A 25,768-nucleotide genomic window follows, 5' to 3' on the forward strand; every position below is an offset into this window, starting at 1 on the left:
TAAATAAGTAATTATTTCAGAATTAAAGTATTTCTGGAATTGAAATGCCTAAACGTTGCATCCGTGATAATAACGTTGTTCTTTTTAATCCTAATTTTAAAGCAGCGCCTCTAGCACCAGCAACCACACCATTGGTTTCTCTCAATGCTTGAATTATCCTTTCTCGCTCCTCATCATCACTTTCTGGCGCATTAGTTTGCATACGCTTTTCAATAGATGAAGGTTGAGATAGTACCTGTTTTAAACGAGAGGGCTTATTAATATGAAGCTCTTTTAACTGAAGATTTAATGTTGATCCTCGCGTTAAAATAACTGCGCGTTCAATAATATTTTCAAGTTCACGAACATTACCCGGCCATGGATAAAGTGTTAATTGTTCCAATGCATTAGCTGGAATACAATCTATTTTTCTATCCATTCTTCGCGCAATTTTTTGCGTGAAATGTTTTGCTAAAAGCGGGATATCTTCAGGTCGCTCTCTTAGGGGAGGAATAATAATAGGAAAAACATTAAGGCGATAATAAAGATCTTCTCTAAATTCACCTTCATCCGTTAAATCATGGAGATCTTTATTGGTTGCTGCGATAAGTCTAACATCCACAGGAATAACTTTATTACCACCTAATCTTTCTATTTCACGCTCTTGAAGTACACGAAGCAATTTAGGTTGTAATTCAATGGGCATATCACCAATTTCATCTAAAAATAGCGTGCTTTTATCCGCCATTTCAAATCGACCAATATGCGTATTTGTTGCACCTGTAAATGCACCTTTATCGTGACCAAAGAGGTCGCTTTCTAAAAGACCAGAAGGTACTGCTGCACAGTTCATTTTTATCATCGTCTTATTTTTTCGCTGGCTTAGACGATGAATAGCGCGTGCAATTAATTCTTTACCAGTACCCGTTTCACCTAATATAAGAACGGTACTATCACTTTGTGCCACTAACTCAATTTGTTCGAGCACATTATGCATAGCATCGCTTTGATAAATAATCTCACTAAAGCATGCATTATTATCTATCTGTTCATTAAGCCAAATATTTTCATTCTTTAAACTATCTTTTAAGTGCGTTATCTCTTCATAAGCGGCGGCATTTTCAATGGCAATACCAATACGTGCCGCAATTTGTTGAAGCAATTGGCAAGTATCGTTAGTAAAAACACTTCCTATTTCATGCGCTAAAATTAATAAACCGAGAGGTTTATGATTAAAAGCCAGTGGCAATAACAAAGCCGTCTGCATATTTTGCTTAACTAGACGCTTAATCAAAACATCTTCCTGATCTTCTTTATTAATATCAATTAAGACAGGTTTATTCTGATTAATAATTTCTTCGGCTTTGTTATTCGCGCTACTAAATTTACGTTGTTGACGAATGACAGATTTCCCAGTCTGATAACGACTAGAATAAAGAATACCTTCATGACTATTTTGTGATGAGGTACGGCATAACATAAGACTAATATGGTTCAGTCCAAAAAAACGATGTATTTCTTTAGAGACTTCAGAAATAAGACCATCCATGTCTAGATGAGCTAATACAGAATTTGTGATATCAACCAATATTCGATATTGGTTACGCTCATTACGAAGGCTCTCCATAGTTTCAGCATTGTTACTGCTTAATTTCATGACACCACCGATTGCCCTAAAAAATTAGCTATATTGTAGTAGGTTTATAATAAAATTATATCAATGACTGAATCATTTTTGATCCAACCCGCTATTTTTGTATATGTAATGAAACTTAAGAATATAAACGTATCAAATCACTATATAATCAAATATATAGCGATTTATTTTATCGTCAAAATTGTCGAATAATTTGACGAAGTGACTTATTTATTAATTAATAATCATTTTTATTTGAAAATTATTTAATTGAAAAATAAGGAATAGTTACATCAAAAATATATTGGCATGAACCGTGCTAGATTCATTCTATTGATACTCTAATTATTACTCTTAATTAGAATAACGCGTTGCATTTATCGCCATATATAACGGCTATATAACAGCTATATATAACAAAAAGCAGGAGAATATGATGAACCGTTTCATCATTGCAGACCCTAAAAAATGTATTGGTTGCCATACTTGTGAAGTGGCTTGTGTTGTGTCACATCAGCAAGCAGACCAAGATAATTTAGCCATTGACCAAATTAGTGAGCAAAATTTCCAACCTAGAATTCATGTGATCAAAGGATTCTCAATCAGTACAGCAGTTGTTTGTCACCAATGTGAAGATGCCCCTTGTGCCAATGTGTGCCCAAATGGCGCTATTATTCATAACAAAGATTATTACTATGTCGATCAGGAAAAATGTATCGGCTGTAAAACCTGTGTACTGGCTTGTCCTTATGGCACGATGGAAGTGGTTTCTCGTCCTGTTATGCGCAAATCAACTGCACTTAATGCGATTGAAGCATTTAAAGCAGAAGCAAACAAATGTGATTTATGTCACCACCGTGAAGCGGGCCCTGCATGTATTGAAGTCTGCCCAACTCACGCTTTAGTGTGTATTGATAGAGATACACTTGAAGAAATGGTTAAAGAGCGTCGTCGTAAAGCTGCTTTTGACACCGGTGCTGAATTGTTGTTCTAAGATCAATAATAAAGCAACTATGTACTGATACTATAGTTGCTATTATTTATCCTGCTTCAATAAGGTATCGACATGCATGAAATCACGCTTTGCCAGAGCGCATTTGAGATAATAGATTCTCAAGCTAAATTAAATAATGCAAAAAAAGTAAAAAGCGTATGGATGGAAATTGGCGCATTATCTTGTGTTGAAGTCAGCGCACTTGAATTTTGCTTTGATATTGTTTGCAGAGACACCCTTGCCCAAGGCTGTGAATTACATATTGAGGTTATCCCCGCAAAAGCATGGTGTTGGGATTGTCATCAAGTTGTCACTGTTTCAACCTTTAATGCAGGTTGCCCATCTTGTGGTAGTCAGAATATGCGCGTTGAAAATGACGATGCAATGCGAATAAAGCAAATAGAGATCGAATAGGGGTTGTTATGTGTCTTGGTATTCCAGGTCAGGTTGTTGAAGTTGGAAAAACAATCACTGAAAATGCGATGGTCGATGTTTGTGGCGTTAAACGAGAAGTGAATATTGCGCTAGTCTGCGAAGGTGAGCCTCATACCATGATTGGCAAATGGGTGCTGGTGCATGTTGGTTTTGCCATGAGTATCGTCAATGAAGAAGAAGCAAAAGAGACTCTGGATGCTTTGATGGCAATGGGCGAAGTGGAAGATGATGTCTCCGCTTTTCTTTATGGTGAAGAGGGCGCACCGAAGAAAAACTGAGTTAGTTTTGTACTATTGCACGATTAATTTCTTTTTCTTATACTTGACCTTCATCTTTCGAAAGCTGGGACGACCCAGCTTTTTGTCTTTGTATTCAGGGGACGACCCCAACTTATCGAGTAGGGGAAGTTATGTCTTGGATTATTCTTTTTATCGCGGGTTTATTAGAGATCGTTTGGGCTGTTGGCCTTAAGTACACACACGGTTTTACGCGTCTAACACCAAGTATTATTACTATTAGTGCTATGGTTGTGAGCATGGGGATGTTGTCTTATGCCATGAAAGGCTTACCTGCGGGTACAGCTTACGCAATTTGGACGGGTATTGGCGCTGTGGGTACCGCGATTTTTGGTATTTTGGTCTTTGGTGAGTCCGCGAATATCTATCGTTTACTCAGTTTAGCTATGATTATTTTCGGTATTATTGGACTGAAGTTAGCGAGTTGATTATCATCAATTTTCCATAAAAAAGCCACTCAATTGAGTGGCTTTTTATCTTACGTATTAATCAATTACAGTGTAAATACACCAATGATAGAGATAACGCTGATAATTGCTGCACCACCATAAAATACCCATTTGCTTGCAGGTACATGCACTTTAAAATCGTGCAGAGTATGGTGAATACGGTGTAATGCACACCAAACTGGTAGAATAATCATTAGCAGTAAGAACAGACGACCAATGATGCTTTGGCTAAATGCCATAATACGTTCGTAAGTAAATGCTTCTGGCGCAATACCCATAGGGATTAGGATACCGAGCAGGATGATGATTGCTGGAGAAACAATCGCACTCCACATACCACCTGCACCAAATAATCCCCAGAAAATAGGTTCATCAGAGCGCTTAGGAAGTTGATTCTGATTCATTATTTCCTCCTGGGTTAAATTAACGCCACTGCCAGAATAGCGGCAGTAACAACGATAGTGACACCCCAGAAACCACGAACGATAGGTTCTTGTGGCATTTTTTCATCTTTAACAACGATAACCACTGCTTTTGGTGCAAGTTTGAACCAAGTCGCAGAGTGGAAGACCGTTGCAATAAGGGTCACAATGTTAATCAGCATTACAATTGGGTTGCTCAGGAATCCAACGAAACCTGCCCAACTTTCTGGTCCATTTTTCAGTGCGAATACACCAAACAGTACAACCAGACTGAACCAAAGTTGTGGAAGACAAGTCCCTTCACGGGTGATGTAGAAACGATAGAATCCAAGTTTCGTCCACCAGTTTGGTTGCATGCCACGAACATAAGGCTTACGTTTTGTTGTCATGTCTTGTTTCCTCCTTAACGTGGTTTCAGCATCGCAATGACAAAGTCTTGCGCACTGGCTGCTTTACCTTGCTGAATAGCGGCAGCAGGGTCCACATGTTTTGGACAGACTTCAGAACAGTAGCCAACAAAGGTACAAGACCAGACACCGTTCTCACCATTTAACTGAGGCATACGCTCTTTTGCCCCATGGTCGCGACTATCTGTGTTGTAACGTTGAGCTAATGTAATCGCTGCTGGGCCAATAAACTCTGGGTTTAGACCAAATTGCGGACATGCTGCATAGCAAAGACCACAGTTGATACAACCAGAGAATTGGTGGTATTTCGCCATTTGAGCAGGAGTCTGTTTATTCGTCCCTTCTGAAGGCTTACGATCATTACCGATGATATAAGGTTTAATCGCTTCTAAGCTTTCAATAAAGTGAGTCATATCGACAACAAGGTCACGCTCAACTGGGAAGTTACCCAGTGCTTCAACTCTTACACCGTCTGGATATTCACGAATAAACGTTTTACAAGCTAATTTAGGCACTTTGTTGACCATCATGCCGCAAGAGCCACAAATCGCCATACGGCAAGACCAACGGTAAGAAAGATCAGGCGCTAAATTGTCTTTAATATAACCCAATGCGTCCAGTAATGAGGTTTGCTCATCATAAGGAACATCATAAGTGACGAAATGAGGCGCTTCGTCCGTTTCTGGGTTATAGCGCATGACTTCCATTTTAATGTGCTTCATGTCATCAGCCATTCGCTTTCTCCTTATTCTGCTTGTCTTGTGCAGTCGCTTCACCACCATAGACACGTTTAGCAGGAGCAGATTTCGTGATCTTCACATCGCTATATTCTAAACGAGGGGCACCTTCTGGGTTATAGAACGCCAGAGTATGTTTCAGGAAGTTCACGTCATCACGCTCAGTACAACCTTCGTCAAGACGTTGGTGTGCACCACGAGACTCTTTACGATTGATTGCGGAATGAGCCATACATTCAGCGACATCTAAACCAAAGCCAAGCTCAATTTTGTACAGTAAATCTGTATTAAAGACGCTACTGGTGTCTTTAATTTCAACGCGTTTGAAACGTTCTTTTAATTCAGCCAGTTTATCAACGGTTTTTTGCATTAATTCAGGTGTACGATAGATACCGCAACCTTCTTCCATTGATTCACCCATTTCATCGCGAATTTGTGACCAGCTTTCAGAACCTTTTTGGTTCATCAGATTTTTCAGGCCATCTTCGATATCACGAGTACGAGCATCTAATGCTGATGCGTTAGCTGGTGCTGCTTCTTGAACACAACGAACCGCTTCTTCACCTGCAAGACGACCGAATACAACTAGCTCTGCCAGTGAGTTAGAACCTAAACGGTTAGCGCCGTGTAAGCCAACAGATGAACATTCACCCACCGCAAACAGACCTTTAATACGAGTCTCAGTTTGTTGGTTAGTTTCGATACCACCCATCGTGTAGTGAGCAGTAGGACGAACAGGGATTGGTTCATTAACTGGGTCAACACCCACATACGCTTTTGCCAGTTCACAAATAAATGGCAGACGTTCATGAAGTTTTTTCGCACCCAGATGACGTAAGTCAAGATGAACAACGTCACCACGGTGAGTTTTGATGGTACGGCCTGCACGCCACTCATGCCAGAAAGCTTGAGAAACTTTATCGCGAGGACCTAATTCCATGTATTTATTTTCTGGTTTACCTAATGGGGTTTCTGGTCCTAGGCCGTAATCTTGCAGATAACGATAGCCATCTTTATTAACCAGAATACCACCTTCACCACGACAACCTTCGGTCATCAGGATACCTGAACCTGGTAGGCCAGTTGGGTGATATTGAACAAATTCCATATCACGCAGTGGAACGCCATGACGTAAAGCGATACCCATACCATCACCCGTAACAATACCGCCATTGGTATTGAAACGATAAACGCGTCCTGCACCACCTGTTGCCATAATGACAGCATTAGCACGAATTTGAACTTTCGTACCTTCCATCATATTAATCGCAACAAGACCACGAGCATGACCTTCATCAACAAGAATATCGAGAACAAAGTGTTCGTCGAAACGTTGAATTTGTGGATATTTTAAGGATGTTTGGAACAGGGTATGTAGCATGTGGAAGCCGGTTTTATCGGCTGCGAACCAGGTCCGTTCGATCTTCATCCCACCAAAACGTCGGACGTTGACTGACCCGTCTTCTTTACGGCTCCAAGGACAGCCCCAGAGTTCTAGTTGAGTCATCTCTGTTGGACAATGCTCAACGAAGTAATCTACGACATCCTGTTCACACAACCAGTCACCGCCTGAAACGGTATCATTGAAGTGGAAATCATAGGAGTCGTGAGCCTGAGTCACTGCTGCTGATCCGCCTTCTGCTGCCACGGTGTGGCTACGCATTGGGTAAACTTTTGAGATCAGAGCAATTTTCAGTTGAGGATTCGCTTCCGCTGCAGCTATTGCTGCTCGTAAGCCTGCGCCCCCGGCTCCGATTATCGCTATATCGGCATTAAAGGTTTGCACTGCGCTTCTCCATTGTTCAAGTGAAAATTGGAATAATTGTCTAGAATTCAATTCACTGACATTATTAATTTGTAATGCTATTTTTTTAAGCTATCCGTAACGAAATTGTTTCACTGCCTTGTGACTGCGCTTGATAACATCTTTATTATCATTGACTGTAATTTTAGTATAACGAAATGTAGGGCACCGAAATTTGATATGAATGATGGTTTTCCCGTATTTCGCAAAAAAAGTGTGATCCACACCAAGAATTCTGGGTTTTGATAATAAGCTGCCAGAGAAACTTGAAGATCAAATAGAATATATTTTTCTAAATTGAAAATTATAAATAGTAATGAATAACCTGTTTTGAAAGTATAGATAACTTTAATTGAAAATGACAATGATTTTTTATTAAATATTGATTTTAAAGGGTAAATGTTTTTATCTTTCTTAAGTCTAATTTAAATTAATAAAAACACATTCCAAATTTTAAAATAAATTTTTTACTATTTATCTAAAACAAATCGGTTTGTCTTGTTAATTGTTAATAAAATATTAATAATATTTCTAAAGGTTTTTAATACTAATCAAAATACGTAGATTTAAATAGAAAGTTAACTTTGAAGTTTAGATGAATTTAGCTATTTAAATATAAGCATAGTGTTAGTTTATTGTTATTTGTAATTGAGAAAAAGAATTATTCTAATTAACTCTTATTATAAAAATAGCGAAAAATCACTGAGTTTCTTACGCTAAATTGGTGTTTATTTAAACGATAAAAAGTGCCAAAAAGTAGATGTTTTGTAGAATTACATTTATTTGTCTTATGTGTTTTTACTTAAAAAAAGAAAAGATGAGTGAAAAAATATAAAATGAAATCCCTCTTTATTAGCAGAAATTTGTCTGTTGAAGAGGATGCGAGTAAACTGCATGCTTTGTTTTCTGTTGGAGTTTTTCGTTCATGAGTGAAATCGCGGATTGGCAGCCAAGCGCCTCAATCGCCAACTTGCTAAAAAAGGCGAAAATAGTCAGTAATATTAGGCGTTTTTTCGCTGATCGTGGTGTGTTAGAAGTTGAAACACCTATGATGAGTCAGGCTACCGTTACCGATGTTCATCTTTACCCATTTGAAACCCAATTTGTGGGGCCTGGCGCTTCTCAAGGGCTAAAACTTTATTTGATGACAAGCCCTGAATACCACATGAAGCGTTTATTAGCCGCAAACAGTGGGCCAATTTATCAAATGGGGCGTTGCTTCCGTAATGAGGAAGCCGGTAGATATCATAATCCGGAATTTACGATGCTAGAGTGGTATCGCCCTTGTTTTGATATGTACCGGTTGATGAATGAAGTCGATGATCTACTGCAAGAAGTCTTAGATTGTGATGCATCAGAGTCACTCTCTTATCAACAAGCATTCCTGCGTTATCTCGATATCGACCCTTTATCTGTTGATAAAGAAAAATTACGTGAAGTGGCTGCAAAACTGGATTTATCAAATATTGCAGATACTGAAGAAGATAAAGATACGTTACTTCAGTTGCTATTTGTTTCTGGGGTTGAACCTCATATCGGTTTAGAAAAGCCAACCTTTATCTATCATTTCCCTGCGTCACAAGCTTCATTAGCTGAAATTAGCTCTGAAGATCATCGTGTAGCAGAGCGTTTTGAAGTTTATTTTAAAGGTGTTGAGTTAGCGAATGGATTTCGTGAGCTGACGGATGCACAAGAACAACGCCATCGTTTTGAACGTGATAATCGTCAGCGAGTGGCAATGGGATTACCAGAGCAACCTATTGATGAGCGCTTTTTAGCGGCGCTTGAAGCAGGATTGCCAGAGTGTTCTGGTGTGGCTTTAGGGGTTGATCGTCTCATTATGTTGGCGCTTGGTTTAGAGCATATTAGCGATATAATTGCGTTTCCTGTTTACAGGGCATAAGTCCATCTATCGATGAGAATTAAAAAAGAGAGCCTAGGCTCTCTTTTATTTTTTTGATTTTCGGTTTTGTCTTCGCTTTGCTTCTGCTTCAAGCGCTTTTTCTTGAAACTTCGCAAATTTATTCCCTGTTACGTCTTTCATATAGCGATAATTAATAAACCAATATGTAATACATGAAAATAAAATAACCCACCAGATTAAGAGTAGTTTTAATGCAGAATTAACACCGAGTATTAAATTAAAACTAATCAAGACCATTAAGCTGACAAATACCGAGCTAAATAACCCGCCTGCAATTTGTGGCATATATTTTTTTAAAGGAGTGATACTTATTAATGGTAAAATAATCGCCATTGAAAATAACGTACCAAATGTGGCAAGCATAATAATCATGATGGGATCACCGAGACCTAATATCCAATCGGTGATACCAAAAAATGAAAAAGGAATTTCTATCATAAAGTTGCCTCCCTACTTGGATAGAAAAGAGGGATGTCTTTAAAATTAAAAATCAATTTAAACAATACATTAGGAAAAATATGTATTTCGGTATTATAGAGTGTGACGGATTGATTAAAAAACTCTCGTCTATCTGCAATACACTCTTCTAATTCTTTAGCTTGTGCTTGTAATACGTGTAAGTTTTTTCCGCTGATAAGTTCTGGGTATTTTTCAGCAATGATAAGTGATTTTTTTATTTGAGGTAACAACTGGTTAGCTAAATCAACTTTTTGGTCTAATACATCTGCGCGCAAATAGTGTTCTCTATTTTCAGCTAATTTTTCAAACAAGACTTTCTCATGATCCATCGCTTTTTGTGTAATCACTATCAACATGGGGATCAAGTCGGCTTGTTTTTTTAATAAAACATCAATATTTGCAAAGGCTTTATAGCAATTGTTCTTTAGCATCACCATGTTGTTATAAATCATCACTAATTGGCGTATTAAAAAATAAACCAAAGCGAGAATAAAAATGATGAAAATAAGCCATTCCATATTAATCAATTACCAAGATGAAGAGGTGCTATTAAAATAAAGTGTTAGTATGCCGTTTTGGTAATCCATTGGTATCACGAGAATGGATAAGATAACAAAAAGAGCAATAATAACGATGATGGCCGAGTTACGACGAAAGGGGCGTGCTTTGTTCCAGCTAACAACATAATCTTGTGGTGATAAACCTAATAGATAGTGAGGAGCACTGTGTGTGATAACAACTTCATCATTGATAGGTTCTGCATTCCCAATTAATAAATAAGTGGTATCAGCTTCTAAGATGTACTCCTTAAAACGTTTATTGTTATATTCCAGATCTTGGTGAGGATCGATACCAAGATGAATTAAAGGTTTGTCAGCTGCAAGAATTTGAACCGAACCGGTATCATCTGTCATCGTGAAATTGTTGATCTTTTTGTCACAGAGTGTTTGGCGATAGCTTTTCTTACCTTCTTTATTTGTGGATATGTCATATTCATAATAGCAGTAGCCATAGCACTCTTTTTTGCCTAGGCGACTTGTTAGTTTTTTACCCGCAGTTATCTTGCCTTCAATTTCAACAAGCCCAATGGCTAAAGAACGAATTTTAGATGTCGCTAGAATTTTTTGAAAACGTAAAAAACGCTTTTCAGGTGTTTTTTTGGCAATTTGATAAACGAACATTAAAACGAAACTTAAAAAGAACAATCTATGGTCAATAAAAAAGCCAAAGCTTAAAAAGAGTAGCAAAAGGCTAATAAATACGGTGTTAACAAGTGCCGAAAACTTAGACTCACCTTCCATTTGTAATTGATGATAATTTTTTATCGCCTTTTCACCAATATTTCCAATATGATTTGAAATACCATAGGAAAATATCAAAATGACAGCGAATGCAATGCAGGAGATAAGATTAACAACAGAGTCTTCACCGCTAGGATAAAGGTCATTTCCTCGCGAAAAAAACAGATAATTTCCAGCAGCAAAAGCAATCCCTAAAAAGGGAACAATACCCAAATTGTTCTTCTTTTCTTGAGCGCGTTTACTGCGTAAAAAATAGATTAATGCGCCCACAGCACAGCCGATAAAAAAATAAATTAACACTGCAATTTATCCTTAATGCGGTTATTTAACTTCTTGTTATTTAAATTATTATTATTTAAATTTGATGCCTTCAAATTTCATTTCTTCTTTTGGTATTTCGAGTAATTGCATACGTTCAAAGCGGAAAAGACCGGCAATTAAGCTATCAGGAAACATCTCTATCGCAGTGTTGTAGTGAGTTGTTGCATCATTAAAACCTTCACGACGTTGAGCAATTTTATTTTCTACGTCACTAACAGCTGTTTGAAGTAATGCGAGTTGTTCACCTGAAATTAACGTCGGATAATTTTCAGCAAGGGCAATCATGCCTCGTAGTGCCGTATTCATCTCATTTGTAGCGCTAATTTTTTCATTAATATTTTGTGCTTTAAAATAGCGTTGTCTTGCGTCACTTAATGCAATAAATACACTTTTTTCGTGCTCCATTGCTTTTTCAGCTACCGCCATTAATTGAGGAATTTGGTCAGCTCTCTGTTTTAAAATAACGTCAATATTCGCAAACTGATTACTTACTTGATTACGTGTCGCAATAAGACGGTTGTAAATTGAAATTCCCCAACCAATAAAAAGAACGATAAGAATAAGTAAAATAATAGCCATTATTGTCATAATGATCCCTTCCTCTAAATATTTAATAAATAATGATAGCTAAATTAAAAAGTAATTATGGTTTTTAATTGAATTATTAGGGTAAGTTAGAGAAAGATGAAGAAATATACAATCAGAAAGGGCGCAAAGATCCTATTCTTTTACAAGAAAGAGCAAGATACTTGTCATACTTCAAGTTGCTGTGTTGTTGACGGCGTTTACTCGCACTAGTCACACACTCATGTATGTGACTAGTGTTTCATTCATTTGTTACCTAGCTACACAATGAATTATTTAGCTTGTTTTTGTAAGAACTTAACCCCTAAATCAGGGAAGTCTGTAAAGACACCTTCAGCACCTGCTTGGTTATAAATGATATCGTAAAGCTGATCACCATCTTTTGCGTATTTAGGAAGTTTATCAATACGAACAGTAAACGGATGAATGGTCAGTTTATTAGCATGAGCATCAGCTGACATACCGGTTAAGGTGATTTTTTCTGGCGTTGAATCTTTTTCAACTAACATATGGTAATCAGGACCGATAGCATCAGCATAAGTTGCAATTTCTTTCATTGCACCTGGCTTAAACATCCACTCATAGCTGTAGTTTGTCCATGTACCATCAGGCTGTTTCTCATAGGTCTCATTCCAGTCGGTATAAGCAATTAACTGAACGAGTTTTAGATCCATGCCCATTTTGGGCATCAATTCTGTTTTGATGCGTTTTAGGTCGTTAGCATCGAATGATTGTAGATAAACATTGTCAGTTTTTTTTGTATAACCGTACTGTTTAAGCACTTCCAGTACTTTGGTGGTAATGTCTTTGCCTTCTTGTTCATGGAACCAAGGTGCTTTGATTTCAGGATAAATACCAATATCTTGGCCTGTTGATTTGTTTAGACCTTGGATAAATTCAATTTCTTCTTGGAAAGTATGTACACGGAAATCCGATTTACCCATAGGGAAGCGGTTTGGATAACTTTGGACTTTTTTACCATCAACAATGTCAAAACCTTCAGTAAATTTCAGTCCTTTAATTTCTTCAAGGGTGAAGTCGATAGCGTAGTAACGGCCATCTTTTCTTGCTCTATCAGGATAACGATCAGCCACATCTGTTACACGATCAAGATAATGGTCATGTAAAACAACTAATTCGTTGTCTTTGGTCATCACCAAGTCTTGTTCTAGATAATCTGCACCTTGGGCATAAGCTAATGCTTTGGCAGGAAGCGTATGTTCAGGCAAATAACCACTTGCACCACGGTGAGCGATAACGACCTTATCACTTGCCGCTTGTGCGATTGCACTTAAAGATAGAGTTAAAAGAACGCCTGCAACTAACGGTTTTATTCTAAAAGATGTACTCATAAAGCTGCTCCATTTTAATTCTACGTACAACAAAGTTATGTACAGTTGGCAATAAAAAAGCCACATCAAAACAGTTGATGTGGCTTGGTTTTTAGAGATGAGATTTAATTAATTTCATAAATAATCAGTTAGCGATTATTCGTACTTCTGAAGCATTTCACGTTTGTGTTTGGTTTCAGTAACCATCACGATAAGTAATAACACAACAGACAGTGCACTACCGCCGATCATGACCATAAAGCCGCCATCCCAGCCGAAGAAGTCAACTGTGTAACCTACGATAGCACTCGCCGCAACAGAACCACCTAAGTAACCGAATAAACCGGTAAAGCCTGCTGCTGTACCTGCTGCTTTTTTCGGTGCAAGCTCAAGAGCATGCAGACCAATCAACATAACAGGACCGTAGATTAAGAAACCGATGATTAACATACACGCCATATCAACATTCGGGTTACCCGCTGGGTTCATCCAGAATACGATAGTTGCGATAGTTACTAAGGTCATGAAGAACACACCTGTTGCACCACGGTTACCTCTGAACACTTTATCCGACATCCAACCACACAGCAGTGTGCCCGGAATACCTGCGTATTCGTATAAGAAGTAAGCCCATGATGATTTATCCATTGCGAAGTCTTTTACTTCACGTAGATAAGTTGGTGACCAGTCCAGTACGCCGTAGCGCAGTAAGTAAACGAACACGTTCGCGATTGCAATCATCCACAGAAGTTTGTTAGGGAACACATACTTCATAAAGATTTCTTTTGCAGTCAGTTCTTGCTCGTCTGTTTCTTTATAATCAGGTGGGTAGTCGTTTTTGTACTCTTCAATCGGTGGAAGACCACAAGATTGAGGGGTATCGCGCATTAATGCGAATGCAATCATTGCAACTAAAATTGCTGCAAATGCTGGCATATATAACGCTGCTTTCCAGTCGTTAAACCACGCCATACCTAATAAGAATAGTAATGGAGGTAAACCACCACCGACGTTATGCGCACAGTTCCAGATAGAAACGATACCGCCACGTTCTTTCTGTGACCACCAGTGCACCATGGTACGTCCACAAGGAGGCCAACCCATACCTTGGAACCAACCACAAAGGAACAACAGAACGAACATTACCATAATGCTCGAAGTTGCCCATGGTACAAAGCCCATAAATAGCATCACTAAAGACGCTAAAATAAGACCTGCTGGTAAGAAGTAACGAGGGTTAGCGCGGTCAGAGAACGAGCCCATGATAAACTTAGAGAAACCGTAAGCAATCGAGATCCCTGATAAAGCAAAACCTAGGTCACCTTTAGAAAACCCTTCTTCTACAAGGTAAGGCATTGCTAACGCAAAGTTTTTTCTTACTAAATAATAAGCAGCATAACCGAAGAAAATCCCCATAAAGATCTGCCAACGCAGACGACGATAGACAGGATCTATCTGCTCTTTTGGCAAACGCGCTTTATGTGGCGCAGGTCTAAACAGACTTAACATATTAGCCTCCGATGGCTTTTATTTTAATATGTTGATATTAAATAATGACAAAACGAACAGTGAAGTTATCAAAAAATTTTCTTTAACGAACTTAATAGTAAACTTATACAATCAAATTTACTGTGAGGTATTACTCAGTTGTCGAATAATTTTTCAAGATGTGCAATTTTGAGTGATATGTTAACTTTATCAAATACTTTTTGTTAAATAATTTGTGATTAGTATCACAGATGTGGTTTTAATTTTTCACTCGTGAGCGTTTCTCTTTCGTTTTTGCTCATTATCAAACATTAACCACATTTTTTGTGTATCTTATACACTATAATTAACGCTAAAGAATAAATAAGCGTTTGCTGAATGTAATGTGAGAGGGCATCTCTATGATGAGCGGTTCACCAGTGACAGAAACTGATGTCATTATTATTGGCGGGGGAGCAACCGGTGCTGGCATGGCAAGAGACTGTGCACGCCGTGGGTTACGTTGCGTCCTGCTAGAAAGACATGATATTGCAACCGGTGCAACCGGTCGAAATCATGGATTGTTACACAGTGGTGCGCGTTATGCAGTAACAGATCCTGAGTCAGCGCGTGAGTGTATTGAAGAGAACATGATTTTAAAAAGGGTCGCTCGTCATTGTGTTGAAAAAACGGATGGCCTTTTTATTACCCTACCTGAAGATTCTTTAGAGTTTCAACAGACCTTTATTCAATCTTGCCAAGCGGCAGGTATTGATGCTCAAGCGATTTCACCCGAAGAAGCTATTCGCTTAGAGCCTTCTGTTAACCCTAATTTGATCGGTGCAGTTAAAGTGCCAGATGGTACTGTCGATCCTTTCCGTTTAACTGCCGCAAATATGTTAGATGCCCGCGAACATGGCGCTCAAGTACTGACTTATCATGAAGTCGTTGGACTTATTCGTGAAGGTGACCGTGTTAAAGGCGTGAAAGTTTACGATCATCAAGCGAAAAAACTGTATGAAATTCGTGCACAAATAGTGGCGAATGCAGGGGGAATTTGGGGACAAAAAATCGCTGAGTATGGCGAGTTAAAAGTGCGAATGTTCCCAGCCAAAGGCGCATTGTTGATTTTGGGTCATCGTATTAACAATATGGTGATCAACCGTTGCCGTAAACCTGCGGATGCCGATATTTTAGTGCCTGGCGATACAATTTCATTGATTGGTACAACATCAACACGTGTACCTTACGATGAAATCGACAATATGTATGTGACTCCTGAAGAAGTCGATATTCTTATCCGCGAAGGTTCAATGTTAGCGCCAAAACTGGCTCAAACTCGAATTTTACGTGCTTATGCTGGTGTGCGTCCTTTAGTTGCAAGTGATGACGATCCATCTGGTCGTAATGTTAGCCGTGGTATTGTTTTACTCGACCATGCGCAACGTGATGGATTAGAAGGCTTTATTACCATTACTGGCGGTAAATTAATGACTTACCGTTTAATGGCTGAATGGGCAACAGATAAAATCTGCGAAAAATTAAATGTCTCTGCAAAATGTACAACAGCAGAAGAAGCCTTACCGGGCTCTCGTCAGTCAGCAGAACAAGCATTACGTAGCGTTGTTTCATTACCTGCGCCAATTCGTGGTTCTGCGGTTTATCGTCATGGTGATTTAGCCAATAAATTATTGAGCAATGAGCGTAGCGATAAGAGTTTAGTTTGTGAATGTGAAGCTGTTACTGCGGGGGAAGTTCGCTATGCTGTTAACTCTTTAACAGTCAATAACTTACTTGATTTACGTCGCCGTACTCGCGTGGGTATGGGAACATGCCAAGGTGAACTTTGTGCTTGTCGTGCAGCGGGTTTATTGAACCGTTTACAAGTCACTACTCCTCACGAGTCAGAACAACAGCTTGCCCATTTCTTAAATGAGCGTTGGAAAGGTATTCGACCAATCGCTTGGGGTAATGCATTACGTGAAAGTGAATTCACCAGTTGGGTTTACCAAGGTTTATGTGGTTTAGATGCTGATATGATTGAAAAAACAGCTTCAGCGGAGGCAGATAATGAAATTTGACGTCATCATTATAGGTAGCGGACTTGCCGGTTTAACCGCAGGTATTCGTCTTGCTGAAGCCGGTAAGTCTTGCGCAATTATCAGTAATGGTCAAAGCGCACTACATTTCTCATCAGGTTCTCTGGATCTATTAACTCATCTTCCTGATGGTTCATTAGTGACTCAGCCTAAGAAAGCCTTAGCAACATTGGCTGAACTTGCCCCTAAACATCCTTATAGCCGTATGGGTGAAACGCAAGTTTCGACTTTAATTGAACAGGCTCAAGCATTACTGGCAAGTACAAAGGGCCTTGAATATCAAGGTAATGGTGATGAAAACCATTATCGTATTACACCTGTTGGGCGTTCACGTATGAGCTGGATGAGTCCAAAACGTGTGCCAACTCATGGCGTTAATCAAGCACTGCCGTGGAAAAAGCTGGCGGTTGTTGGAATTGAAGGCTTCTTAGATTTTCAGCCACAATTTGCAAGCAATACGCTGAATGAGCAAGGTGTTGAGTCTATTCCTTATCATATTCACTTACCGTTATTAGATAGATTGCGTGATAATCCAAGTGAATTTAGAGCAGTCAATATTGCGCGCTATTTAGATAAGCCTGAAAACACCAAAGCGTTAGCAGAAGAGCTGAAAAAACATATTGATGATAGTGTTGAAGCGATTATTTTACCTGCATGTATCGGGCTGGATGCAGAAGAGCCTGTGACGCTACTTCAACAACTTGTAGGTAAACCTATCTGTTTATTACCGACATTGCCACCATCACTATTAGGTATTCGCTTACATCAAGCATTAAAACTGCGTTTCCAAAAAGCTGGCGGTTTAATTATGCCGGGCGATCGTGCAGAACAAGTTGATTTAATTGGTAATAAAGTTACAGGTATTCATACTCGAAACCATACTGATATTCCTATTCGTAGTGAACATGTTGTATTGGCAACAGGGAGTTTCTTCAATAATGGTTTAATTGCAGAGTTTGATCGTGTCTATGAACCTTTAATGGAGCTTGATTTGCTAGAGACATTACCTCGTAATGAGTGGACACAAGTGAATGTCTTTGCAAAACAGCCTTATATGCGATTTGGTGTTGATACAGATAGTCAATTAAGACCGATGAAATACGGTGAAGTCTTAGAGAATGTTTACGCTGTAGGTGCTGTATTAGGTGGATTTGATCCGCTTAATGAAGGTTGTGGTGCAGGTGTTTCAATGATCAGTGCACTTTATGCAGCGCAACAAATTTTACAGCACAATAAATCAGAACAGACCACATCTGCGGTTGTGGAGGCAGCACAATGAGTTTACATGATAACAGTTTTGAAGCGTGCATTAAGTGTACTGTTTGTACTACTTACTGCCCAGTTGCAAAAGTAAATCCACTTTACCCTGGCCCTAAACAAGCGGGCCCTGATGGTGAGCGTTTACGTCTAAAAGATCCGATGCTTTATGATGAAGCATTGAAATATTGCACTAACTGTAAGCGTTGTGAAGTTGCTTGTCCGTCAGATGTGAAGATCGGTGACATCATTTCGCGTGCGAAACTGAACTACAATACGAAAACACCAAAACTTCGTGATGCTATTTTAAGTCATACGGATTTAATGGGAACATTATCAACGCCGATGGCGCCGATAGTAAATACTATTACAGGATTAAAACCTGTACGTAAGATCTTGGATAAAGCACTTAAAATCGACCATCGTCGCGAATTACCAAAATACTCTTTTGGTACATTTAGAACATGGATGAAAAAACAAGTTGAAGAGCAAGCGCGTTTTAAAGATCAAGTTGCCTTCTTCCACGGTTGTTACGCTAACTATAACCACCCTCAATTAGGGAAAGATTTAGTTAAAGTATTCAACAAAATGGAGATTGGTGTTCAGTTATTAAAACGCGAAAAATGCTGTGGTGTTGCATTAATTGCGAATGGTTTTGTTAAACAAGCCAAAAAACAAGCCGCAGTAAACTTAGAATCGCTGACAGAAAAAATTGTTGAAAACAATATTCCTGTCGTTGCAACATCATCTACTTGTACTTTCACTATTCGTGATGAGTATGAACATATCCTCGATGTTGATACATCAAAAGTACGTGAAAATATTGAATTAGCGACACGCTATATTTATCGTTTATTAGAAGAAGGTCGTGAGTTACCACTGAAACATACTCCGTTAAAAGTGGCGTATCACACACCTTGTCATATGGAAAAAATGGGATGGACAGCCTATTCCATTGATTTAATTAAACGTATCCCTGGTGTTGAGGTCATTGTTTTAGATTCTCAATGCTGTGGTATTGCCGGAACTTACGGTTTTAAATCTGAAAACTACGATGTTGCTCAAGGCATTGGCGCAGGCTTATTCCGTCAAATTGAAGAGAGTGGCTGTGATTTGGTGATTACAGACTGTGAAACCTGTAAATGGCAAATTGAGATGTCAACGACGAAAAAATGTGAACACCCCATTAGTTTACTGGCAAGAGCATTATAAGTATTGCCTATTAGATAATAAAAAAGTAATTGATTACTAAGATAACAAGCAGCTAGGGAATAAAAGAGGATCTTTTATTCCCTTTTTTTATTTTTAGTAAAAAAGAGATGAAATATAAAATAATAAAGAAATTAAATAACCTGACACTGTGGATCACAGGTTATTTAAATACTCTCATTTTTAATGAGAGATATAGGTGTTTTGATAAAGCCAAATATTTTGGACTTTTTTAAGTGTGATATTTTGCCCGTCAGTCAGAGAAAGAGCTTGTCTTCCCGCCTCGTTAATAATTGGAATATCTAATGCATTAGCTAATACAGTGGTATTAGATAGTGGGTTCCCATGACTTAATAAAATCCCTTTGATCTTGTTGGTATCCAGAGCCATTAATGTTGAAGGGTGAAGCTGTTTTGTTACTAGAACTGCATTTGCATAAGGAGGATGTGTAATTGGAGGAGGGGCAGAGGTTAAATAGCGTAGTAATCGAGATAAAATATCATCTAAATCACTTTCACGAGCACGCATATTATCATCATCCATTTGCGCGTAAGTATCTATTAAATCAATAAATGTCTGCTGTAAGGCAAATTCTGCATTGCAGTGATGTTTACTTATCATGCTACATACGGTCAGTTGTAATTCGGTATTTTCTAATAAGAAGCGATGACTCGAAAAAATATGGGCATATTGCTCTCCAATCTTGCGATAGGCTTCTTCAGTTAACCAGTCTATGTCCTTTTTGGATCGCTCAATCGCTTTAATGAGGCGTTTTTGCTCTTCAAGCAATAAATGAGAGGATATTTTTTTACGAGGGATCACGAAACGATGATAAGGGTATAGCCAAACAGGTGCGGTGATAATTCGGACGGGTTCGTAATTTGTATTTTTAGGGTGAATATTAAAATTAGGAAGATTTTCGCCTAATTGCAGTTTTTTAATTGTAATGGTTTTATGTGCTGCTTTTTCTGCTTCTTCAAGTGAAGCGCCTAGTGCAATGCTATTGGCGGCAGCCAAGGTGCCTTCAACAATCGGAGCCGAACTTAACGCGACATTTGTGGCAATGTTATGCTCAAGATTAGCGATGGCGAGTGCTGCATTTTGTGCTGAATGATAAGTATCGAGTAAAACGAGTACACCTTGCTTGCTATAACACTTTTTAATTGCTGAAAGTATGGTTTCTGGTGACACTTCATTAGCAAGATCAGAAGGTGTTTGATAGTTGGTCGCAATGGCAATTTTTACTTGGCGATCTACAGTCTGATTAACGAGCTCTTTGATACCATTGGCGAGCGTAAGGCTCTTTGAAACTAATACGATACTGACCATAAAACACCCTTTCTTGTAAATGCAAACAGGGAGATAGGCACTCCCTGTTTACTCAGGCTTTAATAAAGCCATTCCCGTCCTAATTGGTCGGCAGTTAAAATCGCGGCATAAACCTTATCGGAATCGATATCAAATGGCATGTTATAAATTGTCTCACCTTCAGCACAACTTAACTCAGCAACAGCCATAATTTTTTCATTTAATTCATCGCCTGTTGCATTGATACCCAACTCTTCTAAAGTGACAGGCAGTCCGACTAAAATACAGAAATCTAGAAACTCTTCTAACTCTTCTAATGGACTGTTTTCTAACACTAATTGGACTAATGTACCAAAGGCAACTTTTTCACCATGATACATGTTGTGACACTCTTCTAATGCTGTAAATCCATTATGAATGGCATGAGCTGCCGCAAGACCTGCACTTTCAAAACCAATACCACTTAAGAAGGTATTTGCTTCAATAATATTTTCTACCGCAGTTGTACAAACACCTCGGCTTACTGCGAGTTTTGCTTTATAGCCATCTTCTAAAAGGGTGTTATAGCCAAGTTCAGCCAAAGCTAGGGCAGCAAGTGTCGATTTACCTCCTGCCATGGTCTGTTTTTGCGCATGACTACACGCTCTTGCTTCAAAGTAGGTTGCTAAAGCATCTCCCATGCCTGCCACTAATAAACGAGCTGGTGCAGAAGCGATGATGTTGGTATCCATCACGACAACGTCAGGATTTGTTGGGTAGAAAAGATAACTATCAAATGCGCCTAATTCAGTATAAATCACAGAAAGTGCGCTTGTTGGTGCATCAGTGGAAGCAATGGTTGGGGAAATAACGACAGGAAGTTGGCATTTATAAGCAACAGCTTTGGCAGTATCAAGTGTTTTACCACCACCAACGCCGATGATCACAAGAGAGGCTTGTGCTTTTGCAAGTTCAGATAGTCGATTGATTTCGTTGTGTGTGCATTCACCATTAAAAAGTTCGAAGTGCCCATTAACTTCATATTGAGACATACTATCTTTAACGGTACTACCGACGAGTTCCATCACAAATTTGTCGGCAATAATCAGTGCTCTATCACCAAACGGCTTCGCGTATTTACCAATATGATATAGCGCGTCTGGCCCTTGAATATACTTAGCGGGGGATTGAATAACTTTTAACATAATAGACTCCTACTATTCGCAAAAGAGAGTAAAAAATCCTTATGGTGAGACTCGTCATCCCAACTGACATATAACAATATGGAGACGTTCTAAGAATACATTAACAGTTTAATAGATGAATAAAATAATTTATTGTAAATAATTAAGACTTTTTATATTAGCATGTGAAAAACATCCTAATAATGATATTTAAGTAATATTTCGTGAGTTGTTTAACTAATCATGCTAATTAATTACTATACGAAATATTTACGTAAAATAATAAATTATTCGAATCAGAATAAAGCTTCATAAAATTGGCTTATGAAGCTTTATTGTTTGAATTATGACATTTATGTCATTATTTTTTTGCGAGGTGAGCCGGATTATGAGCGGATTTCAGCATAATCTTGTTTTTGACTTTCTTCTGCGAAAAAGTGACGCAAAATAAAATTCAATAAGACACCATAAGCAGGTAAGAAGAACAGCATACAAATGGTTAATTTAAACACGTAGTCAACTAATGCAATTTCAACCCAATTCTCCGCCATAAATGCGTCAGTACTACGATAAAATGCAATAAAGAAGAATGCGAGTGTGTCGAGTAAATTACCGAAGAACATAGCTGCACTTGGCGCTACCCACCATTTTTGTTGTTGTCTTAAACGATTAAAGACAGACACATCCATGATTTGACCTAACACATAAGCCATAAAGCTCGCTGTCGCAATTCTTGCCACCATGATATTAAAATCAGCTAATGAGGCAAAACCCTGCCAACTGCCTTGGAAAAAAAGCGTTGAGATCAGGTAAGAAATTGCTAATGCAGGTAGCATAACGGCGGTAATAATGCGTCTGGCAAGTGGTGCGCCATAAATACGAACCGTTAAATCTGTTGCCAGAAAAATAAACGGAAAGGTAAAGGCACCCCAAGTGGTATGGAAACCAAAAATGGAAATAGGTAATTGCACAAGATAGTTACTAGAAGTAATTATCAGGATGTGGAACAAAGAAAGCCATAATAGCGCCACCGCTTTTTGGCGGGGAGTAAACGTATACATAAATTGTACCTTTTTAGTGATTGGGGTGAGGGAACCCAATAAAACAGTGATTTCTCTCTTAAATGAGAGGATGCGCATAATACGCCTGTTGCGCAACAAAAGCAAAGGTTAGGGGGAATACCTTTGTGCTTAATGTGCCGTGATGTGAACACGAAAGCGAGATATAATAACGAAATCTGTCAGTGTAAGAAGAATGGTTAATAGAATGAATGCTCAATTTGATGATGCAACCAAGACATTAGATACGCTAGGACTACGTTGCCCTGAGCCTGTGATGTTAGTACGTAAAACCATAAGAAATATGGCATTAGGTGAGACATTATTAGTGATTGCTGATGATCCTGCCACTGTGCGTGATATTCCTGGCTTTTGCCGATTTATGGAACATGATTTATTAAATCAAGAGACGCAATCTGCACCTTATCGTTATCTTATCCGTAAAAAAGAGAGCAATCTGTAATTTATACTGTAAATATTGCTTATCATCGCACTAAAAAATAACCCAAACCCCACATACTGAGGTTTGGGTTTTGTTATTTTAACGTGCTTACTCTTTGCTTGAGGCGCTAATTTTTACTCTTAATAGTCTTACGGCATTGGCTGTTACCAGTGCTGTCGCTCCTGAGTCAGCAAGAACAGCAACCCAAAGCCCAGTAATTCCTAATAAGCTTGTTACTAAAAATATCGCTTTTAAACCAAGTGCTATCGTGATGTTTTCACGGATAATTTTACGTGTCGCACGAGATAACTTAATAACTTCAGGTAAGCCCGTTAAACGGTTATGCGTTAATGCTGCATCAGCTGTTTCAAGTGCAACGTCTGTACCGCTTCCCATCGCGACACCAATGGTTGCAGCTTTCATTGCTGGCGCATCATTGATACCATCACCCACCATCATTGTGTTATGTGTTTTACTGATTTCCATTACTGAAGTTACTTTATCTTCAGGCAGTAATCCTGCTCGGAAATCCATACCTAATTTTTTCGCAATAGCCGCGGCTGCTCTTGGATTATCACCAGTTAGCATAACGGCATTGATGTTCATCTCTTTCAATAACTTCATTGATTCAACAGCATCACTGCGTAAGGTATCTTGCATAGCAATAACACCGATAAGCTGGCTCTCTTTTAATACGACAACCACGGTTTTACCTTCATCTTCAAGGCGTGCAACTTCTTGTTGCCATTGAGAAGAGAGTAATGTGGCTTCTGATAATTGAGAAGGTGCACTCACCAAAATATGTTGGCTATTTAAATAACCTTCAATTCCTTTACCTGCTAGCGCTTTACGATCTTCCGCTTCAACAACAAGCACACCTTCATCTTGTGCTTTATTGATAATGGCTTTTGCTAATGGGTGATGAGAGCCAATTTCTACGGATGAAGCAAAAGTCAGTACTTCTTTTTCATTAAATCCAGTTTCAGCTACAACATCAGTAACTTGAGGTTTCCCTTCTGTTAATGTGCCTGTTTTATCTAATGCGATAGTGTTAACAGTGCCTAATTGCTCTAATGCTGCGCCACCTTTGATAAGCGCTCCGCGTTTAGTTGCTGCCGCTAATGCTGACGTGATGGCGGCGGGTGTTGAGATAACTAAAGCACAAGGACAGCCAATCAGTAATAGGGTTAAACCGCGATAAATCCATGTTTCCCAAGGTTGTGAGAACAACAGTGGTGGAACAATGATAACCAGTGCAGAGAACAGCATAATCGCAGGTGTATAGTAACGACTAAAGCGGTCAATAAAGCGTTCAATAGGGGCTCTACGCTCTTCAGCTTCTTCAATCAATTGCAAAATACGGTCGATAGCATTCTGCCCTTGTTCAGATACCACTTTCATCTGTACAGATCTATCGACAGATAAACAACCAGCAGCGACCTTTTCGCCTTGTAAACGCTCTACGGGTACGGATTCACCCGTTAATGCACTTTCATCAAAGCTTGCAAATGCACTAACTAGTTCGGCGTCTGTTGGCAAACGTGAACCTGGCGCAATCTCAATAATGTCGCCCGGACGTAATTGCGCAACAGGAACAGTTTGTTTTTTACCATCTTTGACTAATGTTGCTTCTTCTGGCACTAATGCCATTAAGGCGCTCACACCACGACGAGCACGTCCTGCGGCATAAGACTCCAGCATTTCACCAATCATAAACAGCAAAATGACCATTGCTGCTTCTTCGGTTGCATTAATAAATAGTGCGCCAATTGCAGCAACACTCATCAATGTTTCGATAGCAAACGGCGTACCACTGCGAATAAGTTGTAAGGACTTTTTCACAATGGGGAATAGACCAATTAAGGTTGTTGCAATAAAGGCTGCACGACCTGCTTGGGGATCAATAAACTCTGCACCCCAGCTAATCGCCATTAAAAGTGCCAAAACAATCACAAATGAGCTTTCTTTTAAGAAGCTTTGCTTCGCCACTTTTTGGGATTGAGGTGATGAGAGATCAAAAAGCTCAAAACCAGCACTGTTAATGGCTGCAATCACATCTGCACGTAGGTCGCTATCAGCATCAACGACTAATTTTTCGGTGGCAAAAAGGACTTTTGCTTGTTTTACACCTGCAACTTTGAGTGCGGCTGTTTCAATTTTCTGAGCGCAACTTGGGCAATCCATACCTTGCACTTTCCAGCTAAAGCGCTGTTGTGCAATCTTTTCTGGCTCAATATTAGAGACAGGGGCGTTGATATCACAGCTTCCATGAGCGTGATTGTGCCCATCATGGCTATGGTCGTGGTCATCATGATCATGCTGGTGATCATGTTCGTGGGAGTGTCCGTGGTGGTGCTCATCCTCGCATTCAGGATCACTTTTATCTATCTTGGTATGAGAATGTCCGCTTTCAGTATGTGAGTGCGTACTATTCTCTGAGTGACCTGAACAGCATTGAGAGCTTGAGCAGCAAGCATCGGTATGTTTATGATTATCGTGTTGATGAGCATGTTTAGTCATAACTGGCTCTCCTTGTTCAACAAAGTAAAGTCTAAATTTATCTATCTGATAAGTACTTTACAGCTTGGAGTAGAGTCCAGAGTCAAGATACCGAAGGCATATTCATTGGCAAAAAGTGCGAATTAGGTCAAAAAATTAACCCCTTGATTTAAATGTTTAAAACAA

General features: G+C 39.0%; 24 protein-coding genes. 9 read left to right on the top strand and 15 right to left on the bottom strand.

The window, feature by feature from the left end; genetic code table 11:
* Nucleotides 1–22: 22 nt before the first annotated feature.
* A complete protein-coding gene (locus D7029_RS02330; protein WP_194951738.1) occupies nucleotides 23–1,636 on the bottom strand; it encodes a sigma 54-interacting transcriptional regulator in 1,614 nt (537 codons plus the stop codon).
* A gap of 415 nt (nucleotides 1,637–2,051) precedes the next feature.
* Here D7029_RS02330 and hydN point away from each other — a divergent pair, with 415 nt between their 5' ends.
* The 4 genes from hydN to sugE all read left to right on the top strand — a co-directional run bounded on the left by hydN (nucleotide 2,052) and on the right by sugE (nucleotide 3,768).
* The gene (gene hydN / locus D7029_RS02335; protein WP_194952573.1) at nucleotides 2,052–2,609 is read left to right on the top strand and encodes an electron transport protein HydN; all 558 of its coding nucleotides are present in this window, start codon (nucleotides 2,052–2,054) and stop codon (nucleotides 2,607–2,609) included.
* 72 nt (nucleotides 2,610–2,681) lie between these two features.
* Entirely contained in the window at nucleotides 2,682–3,023 is a 342-nt protein-coding gene (gene hypA, locus D7029_RS02340; protein WP_088493870.1) for a hydrogenase maturation nickel metallochaperone HypA, read from the top strand.
* A gap of 8 nt (nucleotides 3,024–3,031) precedes the next feature.
* Complete coding sequence (gene hybG, locus D7029_RS02345; protein ID WP_036933156.1) at nucleotides 3,032–3,322, top strand: hydrogenase maturation factor HybG; 291 nt, start codon at nucleotides 3,032–3,034, stop codon at nucleotides 3,320–3,322.
* Nucleotides 3,323–3,453: 131 nt separating this feature from the next.
* Nucleotides 3,454–3,768, top strand: coding sequence for a quaternary ammonium compound efflux SMR transporter SugE (gene sugE / locus D7029_RS02350; RefSeq protein WP_069368216.1), 315 nt, complete (start codon nucleotides 3,454–3,456; stop codon nucleotides 3,766–3,768).
* A gap of 65 nt (nucleotides 3,769–3,833) precedes the next feature.
* Here sugE and frdD read toward each other — a convergent pair whose 3' ends face one another.
* The 4 genes from frdD to frdA are packed head-to-tail and all read right to left on the bottom strand — an operon-like array spanning nucleotide 3,834 to nucleotide 7,141.
* Complete coding sequence (gene frdD / locus D7029_RS02355) at nucleotides 3,834–4,193, bottom strand: fumarate reductase subunit FrdD (RefSeq protein WP_194951739.1); 360 nt, start codon at nucleotides 4,191–4,193, stop codon at nucleotides 3,834–3,836.
* A 14-nt stretch (nucleotides 4,194–4,207) separates the two neighbouring features.
* A complete protein-coding gene (gene frdC / locus D7029_RS02360; RefSeq protein ID WP_088493866.1) occupies nucleotides 4,208–4,600 on the bottom strand; it encodes a fumarate reductase subunit FrdC in 393 nt (130 codons plus the stop codon).
* 14 nt (nucleotides 4,601–4,614) lie between these two features.
* Nucleotides 4,615–5,352: a succinate dehydrogenase/fumarate reductase iron-sulfur subunit gene (locus D7029_RS02365; protein ID WP_075672948.1), complete on the bottom strand. Its 738-nt coding sequence runs from the start codon at nucleotides 5,350–5,352 to the stop codon at nucleotides 4,615–4,617.
* Entirely contained in the window at nucleotides 5,345–7,141 is a 1,797-nt protein-coding gene (gene frdA / locus D7029_RS02370; RefSeq protein WP_194951740.1) for a fumarate reductase (quinol) flavoprotein subunit, read from the bottom strand. Before frdA ends, D7029_RS02365 begins: the two co-directional genes overlap by 8 nt.
* Before the next feature lie 943 nt (nucleotides 7,142–8,084).
* On the opposite strand from frdA, the gene epmA reads away from it, so the two are divergent.
* Entirely contained in the window at nucleotides 8,085–9,062 is a 978-nt protein-coding gene (gene epmA / locus D7029_RS02375) for an elongation factor P--(R)-beta-lysine ligase (protein WP_088493863.1), read from the top strand.
* 45 nt (nucleotides 9,063–9,107) lie between these two features.
* On the opposite strand, the gene D7029_RS02380 is transcribed toward epmA, so the two are convergent.
* The 6 genes from D7029_RS02380 to glpT all read right to left on the bottom strand — a co-directional run bounded on the left by D7029_RS02380 (nucleotide 9,108) and on the right by glpT (nucleotide 14,589).
* Nucleotides 9,108–9,521 carry a hypothetical protein gene (locus D7029_RS02380; protein ID WP_194951741.1) on the bottom strand — a complete coding sequence of 138 codons (414 nt, stop codon included), beginning with the start codon at nucleotides 9,519–9,521 and terminating at the stop codon, nucleotides 9,108–9,110.
* The gene (locus D7029_RS02385) at nucleotides 9,518–10,060 is read right to left on the bottom strand and encodes a LemA family protein (protein WP_088493861.1); all 543 of its coding nucleotides are present in this window, start codon (nucleotides 10,058–10,060) and stop codon (nucleotides 9,518–9,520) included. The genes D7029_RS02380 and D7029_RS02385 overlap by 4 nt, the downstream gene beginning before the upstream one ends.
* 9 nt (nucleotides 10,061–10,069) lie before the next feature.
* A complete protein-coding gene (locus tag D7029_RS02390; protein ID WP_228766726.1) occupies nucleotides 10,070–11,143 on the bottom strand; it encodes a hypothetical protein in 1,074 nt (357 codons plus the stop codon).
* A 51-nt stretch (nucleotides 11,144–11,194) separates the two neighbouring features.
* Nucleotides 11,195–11,752 carry a LemA family protein gene (locus D7029_RS02395; protein ID WP_088493860.1) on the bottom strand — a complete coding sequence of 186 codons (558 nt, stop codon included), beginning with the start codon at nucleotides 11,750–11,752 and terminating at the stop codon, nucleotides 11,195–11,197.
* A 269-nt stretch (nucleotides 11,753–12,021) separates the two neighbouring features.
* The gene (glpQ, locus tag D7029_RS02400; RefSeq protein WP_088493859.1) at nucleotides 12,022–13,101 is read right to left on the bottom strand and encodes a glycerophosphodiester phosphodiesterase; all 1,080 of its coding nucleotides are present in this window, start codon (nucleotides 13,099–13,101) and stop codon (nucleotides 12,022–12,024) included.
* Nucleotides 13,102–13,236: 135 nt separating this feature from the next.
* Complete coding sequence (glpT, locus tag D7029_RS02405) at nucleotides 13,237–14,589, bottom strand: glycerol-3-phosphate transporter (protein ID WP_194951742.1); 1,353 nt, start codon at nucleotides 14,587–14,589, stop codon at nucleotides 13,237–13,239.
* A 380-nt stretch (nucleotides 14,590–14,969) separates the two neighbouring features.
* Between glpT and glpA the strand changes: the two genes are divergently transcribed.
* From glpA to glpC, 3 genes are read left to right on the top strand one after another with little or no spacing between them, the layout of a single operon-like run.
* A complete protein-coding gene (gene glpA, locus D7029_RS02410; protein ID WP_171455253.1) occupies nucleotides 14,970–16,628 on the top strand; it encodes an anaerobic glycerol-3-phosphate dehydrogenase subunit A in 1,659 nt (552 codons plus the stop codon).
* Entirely contained in the window at nucleotides 16,618–17,925 is a 1,308-nt protein-coding gene (gene glpB / locus D7029_RS02415) for a glycerol-3-phosphate dehydrogenase subunit GlpB (RefSeq protein WP_194951743.1), read from the top strand. The genes glpA and glpB overlap by 11 nt, the downstream gene beginning before the upstream one ends.
* Nucleotides 17,922–19,115, top strand: coding sequence for an anaerobic glycerol-3-phosphate dehydrogenase subunit GlpC (glpC, locus tag D7029_RS02420; protein ID WP_088493856.1), 1,194 nt, complete (start codon nucleotides 17,922–17,924; stop codon nucleotides 19,113–19,115). Before glpB ends, glpC begins: the two co-directional genes overlap by 4 nt.
* 180 nt (nucleotides 19,116–19,295) lie before the next feature.
* On the opposite strand, the gene D7029_RS02425 is transcribed toward glpC, so the two are convergent.
* The 3 genes from D7029_RS02425 to D7029_RS02435 form a co-directional block, all read right to left on the bottom strand.
* Entirely contained in the window at nucleotides 19,296–20,441 is a 1,146-nt protein-coding gene (locus D7029_RS02425; protein WP_194951744.1) for a phosphoenolpyruvate-utilizing N-terminal domain-containing protein, read from the bottom strand.
* A gap of 59 nt (nucleotides 20,442–20,500) precedes the next feature.
* Entirely contained in the window at nucleotides 20,501–21,604 is a 1,104-nt protein-coding gene (locus tag D7029_RS02430; RefSeq protein WP_194951745.1) for a glycerol dehydrogenase, read from the bottom strand.
* 365 nt (nucleotides 21,605–21,969) lie between these two features.
* Complete coding sequence (locus tag D7029_RS02435) at nucleotides 21,970–22,644, bottom strand: 7-cyano-7-deazaguanine/7-aminomethyl-7-deazaguanine transporter (protein WP_194951746.1); 675 nt, start codon at nucleotides 22,642–22,644, stop codon at nucleotides 21,970–21,972.
* A gap of 205 nt (nucleotides 22,645–22,849) precedes the next feature.
* Between D7029_RS02435 and tusA the strand changes: the two genes are divergently transcribed.
* Nucleotides 22,850–23,104: a sulfurtransferase TusA gene (gene tusA, locus D7029_RS02440; protein ID WP_036933135.1), complete on the top strand. Its 255-nt coding sequence runs from the start codon at nucleotides 22,850–22,852 to the stop codon at nucleotides 23,102–23,104.
* Nucleotides 23,105–23,191: 87 nt separating this feature from the next.
* Here the strand turns inward: tusA and D7029_RS02445 are convergent, their stop codons facing one another.
* On the bottom strand, nucleotides 23,192–25,603 hold the full coding sequence (locus tag D7029_RS02445; RefSeq protein ID WP_194951747.1) for a zinc/cadmium/mercury/lead-transporting ATPase: 2,412 nt from the start codon (nucleotides 25,601–25,603) through the stop codon (nucleotides 23,192–23,194).
* Between the last annotated feature and the right edge of the window lie 165 nt (nucleotides 25,604–25,768).

Source organism: Proteus vulgaris (assembly GCF_016647575.1).
GTDB classification, from domain to species: Bacteria; Pseudomonadota; Gammaproteobacteria; order Enterobacterales; family Enterobacteriaceae; genus Proteus; species Proteus mirabilis_B.

Excerpts from the sequence above, each read along its gene's own strand:
- D7029_RS02330 (WP_194951738.1), bottom strand. The coding sequence starts at position 1,636 with ATGAAATTAAGCAGTAACAATGCTGAAACTATGGAGAGCCTTCGTAAT.
- hydN (WP_194952573.1), top strand. The coding sequence starts at position 2,052 with ATGAACCGTTTCATCATTGCAGACCCTAAAAAATGTATTGGTTGCCAT.
- hypA (WP_088493870.1), top strand. The coding sequence starts at position 2,682 with ATGCATGAAATCACGCTTTGCCAGAGCGCATTTGAGATAATAGATTCT.
- hybG (WP_036933156.1), top strand. The coding sequence starts at position 3,032 with ATGTGTCTTGGTATTCCAGGTCAGGTTGTTGAAGTTGGAAAAACAATC.
- sugE (WP_069368216.1), top strand. The coding sequence starts at position 3,454 with ATGTCTTGGATTATTCTTTTTATCGCGGGTTTATTAGAGATCGTTTGG.
- frdD (WP_194951739.1), bottom strand. The coding sequence starts at position 4,193 with ATGAATCAGAATCAACTTCCTAAGCGCTCTGATGAACCTATTTTCTGG.
- frdC (WP_088493866.1), bottom strand. The coding sequence starts at position 4,600 with ATGACAACAAAACGTAAGCCTTATGTTCGTGGCATGCAACCAAACTGG.
- D7029_RS02365 (WP_075672948.1), bottom strand. The coding sequence starts at position 5,352 with ATGGCTGATGACATGAAGCACATTAAAATGGAAGTCATGCGCTATAAC.
- epmA (WP_088493863.1), top strand. The coding sequence starts at position 8,085 with ATGAGTGAAATCGCGGATTGGCAGCCAAGCGCCTCAATCGCCAACTTG.
- D7029_RS02380 (WP_194951741.1), bottom strand. The coding sequence starts at position 9,521 with ATGATAGAAATTCCTTTTTCATTTTTTGGTATCACCGATTGGATATTA.
- D7029_RS02385 (WP_088493861.1), bottom strand. The coding sequence starts at position 10,060 with ATGGAATGGCTTATTTTCATCATTTTTATTCTCGCTTTGGTTTATTTT.
- D7029_RS02395 (WP_088493860.1), bottom strand. The coding sequence starts at position 11,752 with ATGACAATAATGGCTATTATTTTACTTATTCTTATCGTTCTTTTTATT.
- glpQ (WP_088493859.1), bottom strand. The coding sequence starts at position 13,101 with ATGAGTACATCTTTTAGAATAAAACCGTTAGTTGCAGGCGTTCTTTTA.
- glpT (WP_194951742.1), bottom strand. The coding sequence starts at position 14,589 with ATGTTAAGTCTGTTTAGACCTGCGCCACATAAAGCGCGTTTGCCAAAA.
- glpA (WP_171455253.1), top strand. The coding sequence starts at position 14,970 with ATGATGAGCGGTTCACCAGTGACAGAAACTGATGTCATTATTATTGGC.
- glpB (WP_194951743.1), top strand. The coding sequence starts at position 16,618 with ATGAAATTTGACGTCATCATTATAGGTAGCGGACTTGCCGGTTTAACC.
- glpC (WP_088493856.1), top strand. The coding sequence starts at position 17,922 with ATGAGTTTACATGATAACAGTTTTGAAGCGTGCATTAAGTGTACTGTT.
- D7029_RS02425 (WP_194951744.1), bottom strand. The coding sequence starts at position 20,441 with ATGGTCAGTATCGTATTAGTTTCAAAGAGCCTTACGCTCGCCAATGGT.
- D7029_RS02430 (WP_194951745.1), bottom strand. The coding sequence starts at position 21,604 with ATGTTAAAAGTTATTCAATCCCCCGCTAAGTATATTCAAGGGCCAGAC.
- D7029_RS02435 (WP_194951746.1), bottom strand. The coding sequence starts at position 22,644 with ATGTATACGTTTACTCCCCGCCAAAAAGCGGTGGCGCTATTATGGCTT.
- tusA (WP_036933135.1), top strand. The coding sequence starts at position 22,850 with ATGAATGCTCAATTTGATGATGCAACCAAGACATTAGATACGCTAGGA.
- D7029_RS02445 (WP_194951747.1), bottom strand. The coding sequence starts at position 25,603 with ATGACTAAACATGCTCATCAACACGATAATCATAAACATACCGATGCT.